Annotated in this window: 15 protein-coding genes; 11 read left to right on the top strand and 4 right to left on the bottom strand. The window is 39.3% G+C overall.

The annotated features are described in order from the left end of the window. Positions 1-24 precede the first annotated feature (24 nt). Positions 25-750, top strand: a complete 726-nt coding sequence (locus tag NST47_RS08365) for a Cthe_2314 family HEPN domain-containing protein (RefSeq protein WP_341154718.1) — start codon at positions 25-27, stop codon at positions 748-750. A 78-nt stretch (positions 751-828) separates the two neighbouring features. Further along, on the top strand, positions 829-1,611 hold the full coding sequence (locus NST47_RS08370) for an SDR family oxidoreductase (RefSeq protein ID WP_341154719.1): 783 nt from the start codon (positions 829-831) through the stop codon (positions 1,609-1,611). Positions 1,612-1,814: 203 nt separating this feature from the next. Here the strand turns inward: NST47_RS08370 and NST47_RS08375 are convergent, their stop codons facing one another. Next, complete coding sequence (locus NST47_RS08375; protein ID WP_076232383.1) at positions 1,815-2,060, bottom strand: NifU family protein; 246 nt, start codon at positions 2,058-2,060, stop codon at positions 1,815-1,817. Positions 2,061-2,142: 82 nt separating this feature from the next. Between NST47_RS08375 and NST47_RS08380 the strand changes: the two genes are divergently transcribed. Beyond that, on the top strand, positions 2,143-2,397 hold the full coding sequence (locus tag NST47_RS08380; RefSeq protein ID WP_341154720.1) for a YuzB family protein: 255 nt from the start codon (positions 2,143-2,145) through the stop codon (positions 2,395-2,397). A gap of 3 nt (positions 2,398-2,400) precedes the next feature. On the opposite strand, the gene NST47_RS08385 is transcribed toward NST47_RS08380, so the two are convergent. Beyond that, positions 2,401-3,462, bottom strand: a complete 1,062-nt coding sequence (locus NST47_RS08385; protein WP_341154721.1) for an NAD(P)/FAD-dependent oxidoreductase — start codon at positions 3,460-3,462, stop codon at positions 2,401-2,403. A 78-nt stretch (positions 3,463-3,540) separates the two neighbouring features. Next, positions 3,541-4,644 (bottom strand): aminofutalosine synthase MqnE, encoded by a 1,104-nt coding sequence (gene mqnE / locus NST47_RS08390; protein WP_076232377.1) that lies wholly within the window; start codon positions 4,642-4,644, stop codon positions 3,541-3,543. Between the two features lie 266 nt (positions 4,645-4,910). Here mqnE and NST47_RS08395 point away from each other — a divergent pair, with 266 nt between their 5' ends. The 8 genes from NST47_RS08395 (at position 4,911) to NST47_RS08430 (ending at position 12,184) form a co-directional block, all read left to right on the top strand. Continuing rightward, positions 4,911-5,090, top strand: a complete 180-nt coding sequence (locus NST47_RS08395) for an aspartyl-phosphate phosphatase Spo0E family protein (RefSeq protein ID WP_341159632.1) — start codon at positions 4,911-4,913, stop codon at positions 5,088-5,090. 80 nt (positions 5,091-5,170) lie between these two features. Further along, positions 5,171-5,542 (top strand): HesB/IscA family protein, encoded by a 372-nt coding sequence (locus tag NST47_RS08400; protein WP_177237581.1) that lies wholly within the window; start codon positions 5,171-5,173, stop codon positions 5,540-5,542. 228 nt (positions 5,543-5,770) lie between these two features. Continuing rightward, entirely contained in the window at positions 5,771-6,814 is a 1,044-nt protein-coding gene (locus tag NST47_RS08405) for a tyrosine-type recombinase/integrase (RefSeq protein ID WP_341154722.1), read from the top strand. A gap of 516 nt (positions 6,815-7,330) precedes the next feature. Beyond that, positions 7,331-8,029, top strand: a complete 699-nt coding sequence (locus NST47_RS08410) for a helix-turn-helix domain-containing protein (protein WP_341154723.1) — start codon at positions 7,331-7,333, stop codon at positions 8,027-8,029. A 44-nt stretch (positions 8,030-8,073) separates the two neighbouring features. Then, positions 8,074-9,273 (top strand): DUF262 domain-containing protein, encoded by a 1,200-nt coding sequence (locus NST47_RS08415; protein ID WP_341154724.1) that lies wholly within the window; start codon positions 8,074-8,076, stop codon positions 9,271-9,273. A gap of 269 nt (positions 9,274-9,542) precedes the next feature. Beyond that, positions 9,543-9,704, top strand: a complete 162-nt coding sequence (locus NST47_RS08420) for a hypothetical protein (protein ID WP_341154725.1) — start codon at positions 9,543-9,545, stop codon at positions 9,702-9,704. Positions 9,705-10,097: 393 nt separating this feature from the next. Further along, the gene (locus NST47_RS08425) at positions 10,098-10,271 is read left to right on the top strand and encodes a DUF5659 domain-containing protein (protein WP_341154726.1); all 174 of its coding nucleotides are present in this window, start codon (positions 10,098-10,100) and stop codon (positions 10,269-10,271) included. 17 nt (positions 10,272-10,288) lie between these two features. Next, entirely contained in the window at positions 10,289-12,184 is a 1,896-nt protein-coding gene (locus NST47_RS08430) for a hypothetical protein (protein WP_341154727.1), read from the top strand. Positions 12,185-12,880: 696 nt separating this feature from the next. On the opposite strand, the gene NST47_RS08435 is transcribed toward NST47_RS08430, so the two are convergent. Next, the gene (locus NST47_RS08435; protein WP_341154728.1) at positions 12,881-13,288 is read right to left on the bottom strand and encodes a DUF7674 family protein; all 408 of its coding nucleotides are present in this window, start codon (positions 13,286-13,288) and stop codon (positions 12,881-12,883) included. Positions 13,289-14,233 lie beyond the last annotated feature (945 nt).

The following is a 14,233-nucleotide window of genomic DNA, read 5'->3' on the forward strand; positions in this document are numbered from 1 at the left end:
ATATAGAAGGGAAGTGAGCTCTTTATGCTTAGAGCGATGTTCGGCGAATCGGTACGTGAGGATACAGGTCTGATTGCCTCAGCGAATCATTCGATTCAGCAATATTTGGCATTATTACATACGATTCCTTTTGCCAAGCGCAACTCTCAGGATCGGCGATATATCATTTGGGGGAACAGCTTTCTGAGCGCGCTTGACGAGCTGGAGCAAAGCCAGTATGCGGCAATCCGCTGCAGCGAGAATATTTCGAAGACCTATATAGATGATATGAGTGCTGAAGAGCTGATTCATTATCGCCGGTATTTGTATTTTTACCGCAACGCTATCATTCGCATATTTGCCATTCTCGATAAGCTGGGCCACTTTATGAATGAACGGTTCAGGCTCAAAACCGAGGAGGTCAAATCCCGGTTTTCCTATTTTACCGTGCTTCGCAATATGCATCAGAACCATCTGTATGTCGAGCTTGAAAAGCAGCTGTATGATCTGAAAGAATCGTCCAGAAAACCCGTGGATCGTCTGCGTAACGAGCGTAACATGGAGATTCATACGATTAACGCCGATTTGTTGGATGATTTGCTGCAGGCAGCCGAGGCAGAGCAGCTGCAAGACGAACGGATGAAGGCGGAAAATGTATCCGAGCGTCTGTTGGACCTGGCAGTTGGGTGTGAAATGGTATTTGTTGCTGTCCGTACCACGTTTGATTATATTGGCAAGTTGTCCGAGTCAACCGGGCGTTATGAAGCCTGACGGATTGACCTTGAATCAGTTGTTAGCTTCCTCTATACTTTAAAGATATATGAGCAAGTGAGGAGAGGACATTCGAACATGATCGAACAACGGAAAGTCGCGCTTATAACAGGCAGTGCCAAAGGTTTAGGCAAAATGACTGCACTCCGACTCGCCGATTCCGGCTGCGATATTATTATCAATTATGTTCATAGCGCTGTTGAGGCGCAGAAGCTATGCGAACGTATACAAGCCAAGGGTGTACGCTGTTTGGCACTCCAGGGTGATGTATCGCGTTATGAGGATTTGCAATATGTGACAGAAACAGCTGTCCAGGAACTGGGCGGCATTGATATATGTATTAATAATGCGGGTCCTTTTGTACGTGAACGCAAGTTTTTTAATGAATACAAGCAAGAAGAGATTCAGTACATCATGAATGGGAATTTGCTCGGTGTCATGCAGCTCGATCATTTGGTGCTTCCTATGATGCGCAGCAAGAAGTGGGGGAGAATCATTCACTTTGGATTTGGGCATGCCTCAGAGGCACGAGGATGGCCCCACAGGGCTGTTTACGCCGCAGCCAAGGTAGGCCTTGTCTCATTCACCAAAACGCTCTCTGTTGAAGAGGCGCCCTTTGGGATTACAGTGAATATGATCTGTCCGGGCGACATCCATGGTGACAACAAGGAGAAGCTGATCGTTGAAGTAGAGCATGAGATCGATCCGGAATCACCTCGCGGACGTCCAGGTGTAGGAGAAGATATTGCAAGAGTGATTGCTTATCTCTGTGAGGAGCGCTCTGATTTTATAACAGGAAATATCATGGATATTTCCGGAGGACTGGATCCGATTCGCGCCAATATCCACAGCATGGAATGAGGAAGGCTATTCGGTGAAGATACATCTGTGTTGTACATGTAGCTTTTCTTGCAATATCAGAATATTCAGCTCTGCTGAAAACTTATAAATTCTGATAATTATAACAAAAAACCCGAGAGTGCGGAATAGCCATCAGGTACGACAGCTATGCTATGCACTCTACGGGTCTTAGACTTCGTCTGTCATGCAGACGTGAAGCTCAATTAAAATACTTGTACAACCTCGATAACGCCTTCTACTTCTTCAAGCAGAGCGCGTTCGATACCGGCCTTCAAGGTAATGGTTGAGCTCGGGCAGCTTCCGCACGCCCCCATTAATTTCAGCTTAATGATGCCGCCTTCCACATCAACTAGCTCTACGTCGCCGCCATCGCGCTGCAAAAACGGGCGCAGCTTATCTAAAACCTCCAGTACTTCATCGTACATGGTGCTTTGTGCTTGTTCAGTCATTTGACGTCAACTCCTTTCTAACTATATTATAATACAATTACAATGAAATTAAAATGGTTAACAGGGCAGGTGACTCATCAACATGAGAGCAATTATAGAATTTTGCAGCAGTAATTTGCATAGCGGTACCGAGCTGGTCATGAAAAGGCTTGAAGAAAGGCCAGACCTGGATGTGATCGAATACGGCTGTCTTGGCAATTGTGGGGAATGCTATACCTTTCCTTACGCACTGGTTAACGGCGAAATCGTCGCCGCTGCGAACGCAGAGGAGCTTGAACAGCAAATTGAAAACAAAATAAAACAGATCGATGAGATGCTCGATCTGTTGGGAGAATGAATCTTAACCGAAGTGGTGCTTGGATAACCAGAGCACTCCACTTTTAAGCGCCCGCGGCACCAGACCGGTAATGGGGCGCTTGCCCATAACACCAAAGCCGGATTTTTTACCTAGGGAACCAAGAACCCCCTTCAGCTTGATGGGGCCCAGCTTGGGCTGCTGCTGCTTCCAGCCAGCGCGAATAACTTGTGCAATTTGCTCGCCTTGCGCTTCAGCAGCTTGTCCACTAGGTGAAAAAGGCAATGAGGCACAATCGCCAACAACATAAATGTCCGTGTAATCATGAATTTGATGGTACTCATTGATAATGAGACGGCCTTGGTTATCCTTGGGCAATTGCAGCTGCTGTACAATCGGACTTGGCTGAATACCCGCTGTCCAGATCGTAACATCCGTAAGAATTACTTCCTGCTGATTATACAAATTATTGCCTTCCAGTCGTGACAGCGATACATGAGGGATCAACTCGATTTCATGAGACAGCATCCAGTCACGAACAAATTCCTGGAGCTTATCGGGAAAAGCGGATAAAATGCTCGGTCCACGATCCAAAATACGGATGTTCAGGTCAGGTCGGCTTTCTCGAAGCTCGGCCGCCATCTCCACACCGCTTAAGCCTCCGCCGACAATGGTGATCTGCCCATAAGGATTCGTATCGTTAACCCTTTGATAGGTTTTGCGTGTGCCTGACAAGGTTTGAATACTGTTGGAATATTGCTCGGCGCCAGGTATTTCGTGATATTTGTCCACACAGCCAAGTCCGATGATCAGCGTGTCATAGCTCATGGGCTCATCATTTTCAAATATAACCAGCTTCTGAACAGGATCTACTGAACGAACCTCTCCGTATTTCAGAATCAACCTGGGGTCTACGGGAAATTGGACACGAATCTCCTTATCGGAGAGCGTGCCTGATGCCAAGGCATAATATTCGGTTTTCAAGCCTTGGTAAGGCATGCGGTCGATAAGCACGAGCACAGTGTCGGCCGGCAAATCTTTTTCAAGCAGCTGATTAACGATCGTCAGACCGCCGTAACCTCCACCCAAAATAACGATTTTTTTCATAATTGACAAACTCCTTTTTTACAGCCATCCAAATGATTGATATGCAGTGAGTACGTAGGATGGGACAGATGCATGTAACTACTCAAACACTTTGATTTCATTATAAAAAGTATCGCGCTCAACAGCGATTCGTCCTGCTCCTTGGACAAGCCATACAAGCTCATCCCGTGTTAATCCTTCCGGTGATAGGGCACCTGCTGCATGACTGATCTTTTCTTTGATAATGGTTCCGTGTACGTCAGAAGCACCAAAGGTAAGAGCAATCTGGGTCAATTGAGTTCCAAGGTTAATAAAATAAGCTTTGATGTGTTGAATATTATCGAGCATCAGACGGCTGATCGCGATTGTTTTCAAATCGTCAAAAGCCGCTACACGGCGCTTGATTCCTGCATTGACACTGGCAGGCTGTACGGAATTCGGGATAAAAACCATAAAACCGTTCGTTTCATCCTGAAGCTCACGCAAATAAATCATGTGCTGAATGCGTTCCTCCAACGTTTCGATGGAACCGTAGAGCATGGTTGCATGTGTCTTGAGTCCGATACTATGGGCCACACGCTGAATTTCCAGCCATTGATCCGTAGTCGCTTTGCCTACACCCATCTTTTTACGATATCGTTCGGATAAAATTTCGGCTCCGCCGCCTGTCAAAGTGCTCAAGCCTGCGTCGACCAAAGCCTCAAGCACCTCTTTATAGCTTAACCCACTGATGCGGGAATAAAACTCAATTTCGGCCGCGGTGTGCGCTTTAATTGTAACGTTCGGGTAACGCTGCTTTAAGGAACGGATCGCTTCAAGGTAATATTCAAATTTAACGTGGGGATTATGACCTTGGGCAATATGGAACTCACGCATGCCGGGATGATAATGCTCATCAATAATGTCAAACATTTGCTCCGCTGTCAGGGTATAGGCACCTTCTTCGCCTTCATCGCGGCGGAAATGACAAAAAGCACAGTGGGCCTCACATACATTTGTAAAATAAAGGCTCATGTTTTCAATGAAATACACTTTTTTCCCGTTCTTGCGTAGATTAACCTCGTTAGCTAATTGTCCAATGGATAATAAATCGTCAGATTGGTACAAGAACACGCCATCCTCTGCAGACAATCGTTCACCATGCTTGACTTTTTCGGCAATTTCGGCCATTCGTTGATCGGGGTTGCTAATAATAATGCTCATGATGCCACCTCCTATAAAAGTATTTGTAGAACCAACTATAGTTAATATTAATTAGGCACGAATGGGTAAGCAATACTGTCTATTATAAACAACCTCATCTTGTGGGGCAATACGCAGTTCGACAAAAAGGGTTGAAAACCCTTATAATGGAATTGTAAGAGGAATTATGTATAATAAAGCCGCTGTTTTTCATGCATACTTTTAAAGCTATAAGTCTATTTAAAAGGGTGGTGCTATAATTGATGCCCCTATACTCGAACGAATTGATGGGAATTTCCATAGAAATCGAACGAATCAGAGCCCAGATGATCAAACTTGTAGAAGAACATGGGTTCATGCACCCGATTGTGCAGCAATGCAGCGGGCAATTGGATGTCTTATTATTGTCTTATTATCAATTGGACAAGCAGTTGAAGCTTAAGGGTCTTGAGGAGTATGTATATTAAGAGTATACTGAAGTAGCAGAATCTTTATGTAGCCAGTTTTTTTAATGAGCTGCTTCAAAAACTCTTAGGAGGTTATGACCGTGGTAAAAATTAGCGAAACCGCAAGCGATAAAATTAAAGAAATGCTGGCTAGCGAAGAAACGCCAAATCTGTTTCTGCGACTTGGAGTCAAGTCAGGCGGATGCAGCGGCTATTCTTACGGCATGGGCTTTGATGATAAAGAAAACAGCGATGACAAAGTGTTTGAAATGCATGGTCTGAAAGTGGTTGTGGACGGTGAGAGCGCCAAGTATTTATACGGCGTTGAGATCGATTTTAAAGACAGCGGCATGGGTGGCGGCTTCACCATTGATAATCCGAATGCGGTAGCTTCCTGCGGCTGCGGATCATCGTTCAAGCCTGCTGACTATGAAGGAACTCCAGAACCTTGCGACGATAAAGTGGAAGTCTAATAAGGGTTTAGGGGTGTTTGTAAGTGAATTTTTCACTTGCATAAATGTTTAACTCAATGAGAACAATGAAAGTAGTTGTAGATTAAGGATTGCAAGGTAAAATCGACAATCCGCAATCATAAAAATGAATGTACACAACCCTAAAAATGCTATTTCTGGGTTGCGGATCACGACCTTCCAAGCTTGTGTGTGAATGTAATTACACATGACTTAGGAGGTTTTTTTGTGTTGAAAAGGAAAGAACGCAGAGTACCTATTGGCAATCGCTCAGATCATCAAGAGTTTCCACGTATTGGTTTTCAACAAGCACTTGATTTCGTTATAAATGCTAAACGAGCTGAGGGACTTCGTGAGCGTACATTAAAGGATTATGTGAAAAATTATGGGTATTTTCTCGGTTGGTTAACTGAGAAATATCCTGAGATTGAATATGTTGATGAATTAACTTCAACTCATTTTAGAGATCATGTCAATTACATGAGATATGATGCTAAAAGGTACAGCGGTCACAAATTCATCAATGAAAACAAACAACGTATAGGCTTAACTGATACTACCGTAAACATTCGTTTACGTACATTGAAGGCAATCTTTAACCAATTGCGCAGGGATCGATTAATTGAGGTCAATCCATTAGAGAATGTTAGTCTTATTAGACAAGATATTGATTTAACTAACTGTTTGACTGATGAAGAAGTGAAAGCAATACTTGCACAACCCAATCAAAAGGACTTTGTTGGATATAGAGATTTTGTGGCGATAGTAACCATGCTTGATTCTGGCTTGCGTATCAATGAATTGCTTAGTTTACGGATAGCAGACATTGATTTTCAAACACGTTTTATAACGATTCCTGGTGAAAGAAGCAAGAATAGGAAGCCAAGACTTGTTCCTATTTCAACTCATGCTTCAAAATTTTTGCTTCAACTTGTATCAGAGAACAAACAACATTTTAGTACAGATAGGCTGTTCATGTCTTGTTTTGGTGAACCTCTTGGGCAAAATCACTTCAACAAGCGATTGAAATATTACGGTGAAAAGGCAGGAATAAGCGGAAAGAAAATGACAGCACATGTCTATCGCCATACATGGGCAAAAAATTTAACAATAAATGGGGCTGACCCCTTCTCTCTCCAGAAGATGGGAGGTTGGTCTGATATACGTACTGTACGTAGATATATTCAAATGGATGCATCGGATATAAGGAAATCTCATGACGATCACTCTCCATTAAACAACTTCCTAACGCAAACTGGTAGAGTGTCAAGATAATGTGAGCTGACCTATCAAATGCCTGTAAATTTTATAAAGAAGACTATCCCACCAATAGGAGGTAGGCAATCTCATGAGCGAAACAACAAATCAACAACAATCCATGAAACAAAAATACTTCAACCTCTCAGACGAAGAATATGAAATCCAGCACCGCTTAAAACTCTAAAATACCTTCAAAAAACATTAGCCAGTCTGCACTGCTCCTGGGATCAACACTCATAATACTCACCCTTAAAGAAGTTGTAGAAGCTCTTCACAGCATGCGGAATGACCTTGAAAGACCACCACATGCGAAACGATGAAGACCGCGGTTATGTGTTATGAATGCAATACAAGAAGAAGCGGTGAATTTGCAAGTTAAAGAGCTGAGAGGCTCTTTTTTTATTAAGATAGAAATGATTTAATTATTTTGTGTAAAAATGATACATAATTACACAAAATAGTTGACAATTCATCACTATTCGATTATTGTGTATTTATATTAATGAAATATTTAGAATCGAGGGATGCCGAATGATCGGATTAGAGTATGCATGTAAGGTATTTAAACAGGAGCAAAAAGAACTTGCTGATAAACTTAAAATTTCAGCATCAAATGTTAGTGGTTGGTTAAAGGGAACAAGAGAAATTCCAACAAAGTATTTAAGTAGTTTATCAAAAATCTTCAATGGTCTACACTCTGATTACTTCCAAAAAGAACTTTCTTACGTAGATCAACTTAAAGTACGTATCTACTACATTGAGAGTATGCCTGAAGAAGAACGTTATGGAAGATTAGAAAGAGATAGAGATACGGTAGATGAAGAAGATGATTCTTTAATACTTGATGAAGTTTTTGATAACTATGAAGATGAAATATTTAATCTTTATAGGGAATTAAATAGGCTTGAAAGGACAAATTCCTATAACGAGCGAATTAATTCCATATTCAAGCTTTTGGAATTAATGACTGAATCACAGAAAGATGATGTGTTTAATGGTAAAAATCCAGAAGACTTTATTAAGGGGAATCTAAACAATTACATAGATTTTCTGTCAAAGTTTCGAATCAAAGATATTGCCGCTATTGACCTAATGATTAATTACTTTATGGACTATAAGCGGATGGATCAAAGCAAATGGGGAGAGCATGATGTGATTCCAAATGAGAAGCAACTTGCTTTTTATAGGGACTTAGAGGGTTTACTAAAGAAGCATAACTTATTTTATTAATATAGCGTAAAGGCGAAAATTAAAATGAAAAGGTGGAAAACCAAATGACAACAACATCAGCGGAAGCGAACAATCAAGTAGGGGAAATGGAGATAAACATTAAAACGAACACGATTAGTTATCTTTCCAATCTGCATAAAGATGGAAGTCTGCGCTTTGATCATGCAATCCAACGTAATAGCGTATGGAAAAAAGAGCAAAAGCAGCGTCTTGCAGATTCCGTAGTTCATAACTTTCCAATTCCTCCGATATTCGCTTTTTATTCGAATGATGGAGTGCACTGGATGATTGATGGAAAACAGCGTACTGGTAGTTGGCTTGAATTTATTGAAAATGGGTTCCCTTTCGCAAAAGGCACTAAGCCTGTACGTGTTCGCAAGAAAGATGGCAGCGGTGAGACCGTACTTGTCGAAGTTGAAGGTAAATTTTTCAAAGACCTTCCTGACAGCTTGCAAGAAAAATATCTAAATCGTGAAGTTAGCATGATTAAAGTATCCAACGCAACTAACGCTCAAATTGAAGAAATGTTCCAACGCTTGAATGGCGGTTCTGCACCTACTAAGATGGAATTGATACGTGCCAAAGCAGGTTCGGATGTTATGTCTTATATTAACGAAGTGTCGACTTACCCATTCTTTGCAAGGTACGCTTTTATTGGCAATAATGCACGTAACCGTTTCGTTGACCAAGAAATGATTCTTCAAACGATGCTACTGCTTGAAAGATGTGATAGCGGTATCTCTTCCAAAGAGGTAGAGGATTTCGTTGAAGTGCTTAAGAAAAACGGTATTGACGAAGAGGATAAAAAAAAATTCAAAGATACATCTTTATTTTTGTACGATGCCTTTACTCAATTCGTCGAAATAGACAAGGATGGTAAACCTAACCACAATGTTCTCAACAAAATGCTTAAAAAGGTCCATGTCCCAATGTTATTCCTGACTGTTATTGAATCTACTGGAAAAGATGTTCATCCAATTGTATTCGGAGAATGGGCTAAGGACTTCCTAATTGAACGCTACACACCTGGCTCAGGCTTATACGGGATGTGTTGTACATCTGGTTCTGCTAGAAAGGTCAATGTTCAAGGACGCATCAAGGCTATGAAAGATGACTTCTCAAGTAACATTGACAAATTTGCTAAGCTTGAGACAGTGAAAGCTAAAATTCAAGCATTTGGAGAGAAATCTCAGCTCAACAACAAAATTTCTCCAGAGAAAGTAAATAGTGATGCGAGTGAGTGACTCGGAGGAAAGCTAGCCAATATTCCGCTCCCATATCGTAGTTAGTTGCGAACATTCGCCATAGGTAACGGAATATAAATCAGAGAAAGAGAGAAAGATTAACTAGAACTATAAGAAATGGGCTGGGTGAGTTCCAGCTTACCTCTCAGTTCAGAAACAGAATTGATATGCTTAAAATTAGTCAAATGGAAGAGACTTAAGAAAAAACTTTATATGCAAATATACATAAAGAATTTAGTGGTTTCGAGGATTATGATCTAATTAACTCTATGGAAAACATTATTTCTGAATCGAATGAATATGAATACAATAACTATAATGAAAACAGCTTTAAAGAGGAATACAGTAAATTGCTTATTACAGAAATGGAAGAAATTTCACTTGGAAATAATTCCAATAAAATGAATGAAAAATACTTTGGCTCAACCTAACTTGGATCAATATGGAAATAATGCTGGACAAACCACTGGTGATATGATATAATATTACACAGTTGAATTGAGTCGGGACATGTATATCTAAGAGGATGGTCATTGACCGTCTTCTTTTTGTTATTTCTATAAGATTGGAGGATGTACCATACGACTTGGTTAGCAAGTGGGAGAACAATCGCGGCGGCATATCACAAAAGAAAATAAGAAATTATATCGAGTATGTTGATAGTGATTGAAGAATGAAGCAAGGAAATCAGATTATGGTAGAGTGTGATGATTTATTATCACGCTTATTTGTCGTTTTATTTGAAATGGAGTCAACGAACAAAGTACGTAACCAAATAGAAATAAACATTAATAATTACATTGATTAATTTGGAGGGTTTGTAAATGGGTAACTTTGTGGTTATGGGGCAAAAGCTAGCAGGATTCCTTATGATGAAGGGATTCAAGCTACATGCATTGGAACAAAACAGGAAAGATACGAGAAAGCATGTCTTCATATTTACTACTAGTATTGAATTAGAAAAAGCAATTGAAGAATATAAGGCAATGGGCAGATAGAAAAGGAGAATTAGCACATGGGATTAGCAGATATAACGTATGAGAAAGTTTACGGTGACAAGTACAGAGTTAAGATTAACAATCTGAGCAAGCAGATCACGGAGAAAGAAAGCGGCATTGATACGTTCAGAGTTATCAATATCGAAGCAGGTCTTGGTAAAAGCGTTGAAACGAATAGAATTGTCAGAGAATACTTAGAAAGCTATGAGTTCACAGGTGAAAATTGTGGTGAGCAACATAGAAAATTCTTAATCGTTAAACGCTTCAGCAAGGACGTGATAGATGCTGAAATTGAGATTGGTAGGGGACTTAACACTGACAAACGAAAGAAGGTAGTAGGTATTACAGGGGAGAACTGGACTGGAGATTGGCAACTTAATTTGGATAAATTAGCTGAAGCATATGTAATTATTATCACTCATGCTAGGTATGTGCTACTTTGTTCAAAAGTAGAGGAACGTCAAGTATTTACACAAGGCAGGCACACATTGATAATTGATGAACGCATAGATTTCACTAAGTATTCGTTCAGCAAGAAAATATACGATGAAATGATGAAGATTCTTCCGTTTGGATTGCATAATAGCCTGGTAGATGTTTCACGCTCATTATTAAATGAAATGGACAGAGTAAAAGGTCAGAAGGACAAGAAAACTGGTAAGGCTTTGTTCAATAAACAAATTATGAAAACGGAGAAGCCATCAGCTAGAAATCTTCATTTGTTTAATAAATTCAAGTCATTGATAGGTGAGAACTTACCGAAAATTCAATTTGAACAAGGTGTTGAGAAAGCGAGTAAGGTTCGTGATTTTATAAATGTGCTTGAAGTTCTTTATTGTGAAGATGGTTACTTCAATAACGGCACATTGACAAGTTGTAATCACAATCACAATTTATGGAGTCTTGCCAATAACATTATCCTTGATGCCAATGGATCAATTGATAAATTGTACCAGTCAGATGATAAATGGAAAATTAAGTTTGTATTGGACAAGCAAAGTTTTATAGTAAATCATTCAGAATCAACCTTCACACATATCAACTTTAACTCTAGTAAAAGTAAGATTGAGGAGTTAGATAAGGAACCTGAAAACGAATACTACTCTCAAATTGCTTCTCTAATCAAAGCGGAGTATAAAACTGGTCAGCGTTTACTGATTGTCATGCAGAAGCAATTCGTACTTGATAATAATGGTGAAGGTTCATTTGTACGCTATCTCAGGAAACAAGAGATCAATGACATATTTATTGGTGCCGAAGAAGATAACCGTACTCACAGCGAGCAGAGGATTGCTATTAACTGGTTTGGTAATGTTATAGGCAAGAATGACTGGAGAGATTTTGATCAATGTTGGATTCTAGGAACCCCGAATATTCCAATGGAGACTCACGTGATCAATATGTCTCAATACTCTAAAAAATATGACTGGCGTTTAGGATTGGAAATGATCAGGAGAGACAAGAACAAATATATCTTCAAAAATAAGGTGTACGAGGACATAAGGAAAGGTTATTTGATCGGTGAGATGTATCAAGCTATCAAACGTGTTCAAAGAAACGCTGTTCCTAAAGCAAAGTATTTTATCGTTAATAATGACGAAGATGTAATAGAAGGTGTTGTTAGCTTACTTAAGAATGTCAAGGTTGCTGAGACTTTGGCTATAGAAATTAAGAAGAAGGAAAAAATGGAAAGTCCCAAGTCTAAGCCGCCTGTATCAGATATTACCATGAAAATACTTGTGTGGATTCTTGCCCAGGCAAGAGGTGATTACACAAAGGGTGTTTTGTGTGAGGCTGTTGGAGTTGAGAAAAGCAATTTCAATAAATACTTCAACAAGAATAATGCCGCAGTCAAATCATACATTGACTCAGGCGAGATAGCAATTGCTCATCGTAAGATTACTCGCTTTTGAACTATTTACTCTTGACGCTACCTAATCCGATTGAAAAGATTCGCTACGCTCCTCTTTACAACAAATGAGTCGCAACCACGTTGCAACTCTTAACTAAACTCTACTCAAATCTCACTGGTAAGTTGATGAGAGGAAAAAATTAGAACTCGTATCACTTGCTCTATCTATTAATGGTGTTGTCATACGAGTTCTCGTTTTTCTCAAATTGAATAAGGGTTTCCAAGTGGTGTTAAATGGAAAAGTTTGAGGCGTTTCAACTCAGAAATGCCCCAAACTTTTTTTCATTGCATGAGTTCATAAGAGTTTGAGTGAGTTGCGTTAAACAAAAATGCGTAGCATTGTTGTATCTGTTAGGACAAGCGTTAGCTTTCCTAATCGGATTAGTTAGCGTTAGGGGTGAAAAGTTTATCAAGCTTTCCAACATCATTCTGTGGGATTATTCCTTATTCCTGCTTCGCTAAAAGAATATGAGGCTTGGAGCGTATCTTTGTCGCTGCGCGAAGGAAATGCTTCCATAATCACAATTAAAACGGGATACGCAGCTGCAGATCTACGTTTCAATTCATTGAACTATCGTTTCCCGTTCGTAACAACTTGGTCGAACTCACTAATTGATCATGCTGATCTATACACTTTAACGCATCATTGACCACTTCTCGTAAAAAATGTGTTAGTTGATGGACTTGCCCTTTCGAATTAGCATTCAAAGTTAGTGTTATTTATTCTGTTATATTCCTCAACTAATTCCTGATAACAACCTTCATCTTTACGTAACATCCATTCAAATAATGTCATAACAGCTTCAAATATCTCTGGTTTAATCTTATAAGGAATTGCCTTCCGAGTAATTTCATTCTGAACTAAATGTTCATAAAAACCTACACAAATTGCATTATTTATATAATGACTTCTGCGATATTGGTTATAACACCACTCAGCATAATTATAAATCTTGTCTTGCTCTCTTAAATCATTATTAATATGGGCTTCTATAAGTCTATCATTCAAAAATACCAACAAGGAATAGATCGAATCATCCTTCTCATTAAATTGAAATCTAAGATCATAAAATAATTCTAATCCAATTCTTCTCCAGGTACTCATGTGTAATGCTCCTATTTTAGGGTGTTTTTCTGTTCTTAATGGATTTAAATAGATTTGCTAGTCTTTCATCTGACGTCTTATATACGAATTTCGCCAACTTTCCATACTTGAAGTATTCGCGAAGACATTAAACAATCCTGCCGTTAGCTGAGCGAAAGGCTACCTTTTGTGCTGGCAGCCTCAACGACCAACAAACTGTTCAACAACTTGTCCACTCATTGAAAGACAACTTTTTAATGGTAATACTAATATAATTTTCTTAATAAAGCACATTTGTTCGTGTGTAAATACGTATCTTGCTATCCTGCCAATAAGGTGGAAATGGCTGCATATTTGTTGTTCAAGCTCAAAAACTGCCCGTTAAGCGAAGTCGAATTTTCTACTATAGAGTACTGGCGGCAAAGAAATGCTACAAATAAATATTATTTGCAATGAAAACAACCTGAAATCGTCTGATTTTAGGCAAAAAAAGATTCAAACTGTGGCAAAGAAATAAGTTCAAGTCACAGAATAATAAATACAAGTTATCTATATGTTGCAAATACTCATATAAGTCTATAAAAGTGTTCTACGGCGCGAAACATGTTATAGCTTACGATAGACTGTTAACAAATTTCGCTTTTTCTATAAAGTATTTGACTAAATATCTCGTAAAAATTGCTGATGGATTCTGTGCAAAAATTGTGCTTATTATTAAAAAGTTTTCATCTTCATCGATACCAGATTGATGAGCAGTTGCATACATAAAATTATAGTTTTATCTAAGATCAATACGTTACCAGACGAACAGATTTAGTGTTCAGATCCACTTGGATAAAATGGAATCATATGGTATGTTGAGGTGAATAGAGGCTTCTGATTAAAGAATAAAGTTATATAACCTTGTACTTATTTTTCATATCAAATTAACATGAGGTGCAATTCGAAGAAAAGGAGAATTATTTT

The organism is Paenibacillus sp. FSL H8-0034 (genome assembly GCF_038000305.1).
Classification (GTDB): Bacteria; Bacillota; Bacilli; order Paenibacillales; family NBRC-103111; genus Paenibacillus_S.

Bases quoted from the DNA above. Each gene is read 5' to 3' on its own strand.
- NST47_RS08365 (WP_341154718.1), top strand. From the start codon at position 25: ATGCTTAGAGCGATGTTCGGCGAATCGGTACGTGAGGATACAGGTCTG.
- NST47_RS08370 (WP_341154719.1), top strand. From the start codon at position 829: ATGATCGAACAACGGAAAGTCGCGCTTATAACAGGCAGTGCCAAAGGT.
- NST47_RS08375 (WP_076232383.1), bottom strand. From the start codon at position 2,060: ATGACTGAACAAGCACAAAGCACCATGTACGATGAAGTACTGGAGGTT.
- NST47_RS08380 (WP_341154720.1), top strand. From the start codon at position 2,143: ATGAGAGCAATTATAGAATTTTGCAGCAGTAATTTGCATAGCGGTACC.
- NST47_RS08385 (WP_341154721.1), bottom strand. From the start codon at position 3,462: ATGAAAAAAATCGTTATTTTGGGTGGAGGTTACGGCGGTCTGACGATC.
- mqnE (WP_076232377.1), bottom strand. From the start codon at position 4,644: ATGAGCATTATTATTAGCAACCCCGATCAACGAATGGCCGAAATTGCC.
- NST47_RS08395 (WP_341159632.1), top strand. From the start codon at position 4,911: ATGGGAATTTCCATAGAAATCGAACGAATCAGAGCCCAGATGATCAAA.
- NST47_RS08410 (WP_341154723.1), top strand. From the start codon at position 7,331: ATGATCGGATTAGAGTATGCATGTAAGGTATTTAAACAGGAGCAAAAA.
- NST47_RS08415 (WP_341154724.1), top strand. From the start codon at position 8,074: ATGACAACAACATCAGCGGAAGCGAACAATCAAGTAGGGGAAATGGAG.
- NST47_RS08420 (WP_341154725.1), top strand. From the start codon at position 9,543: ATGGAAAACATTATTTCTGAATCGAATGAATATGAATACAATAACTAT.
- NST47_RS08425 (WP_341154726.1), top strand. From the start codon at position 10,098: ATGGGTAACTTTGTGGTTATGGGGCAAAAGCTAGCAGGATTCCTTATG.
- NST47_RS08430 (WP_341154727.1), top strand. From the start codon at position 10,289: ATGGGATTAGCAGATATAACGTATGAGAAAGTTTACGGTGACAAGTAC.
- NST47_RS08435 (WP_341154728.1), bottom strand. From the start codon at position 13,288: ATGAGTACCTGGAGAAGAATTGGATTAGAATTATTTTATGATCTTAGA.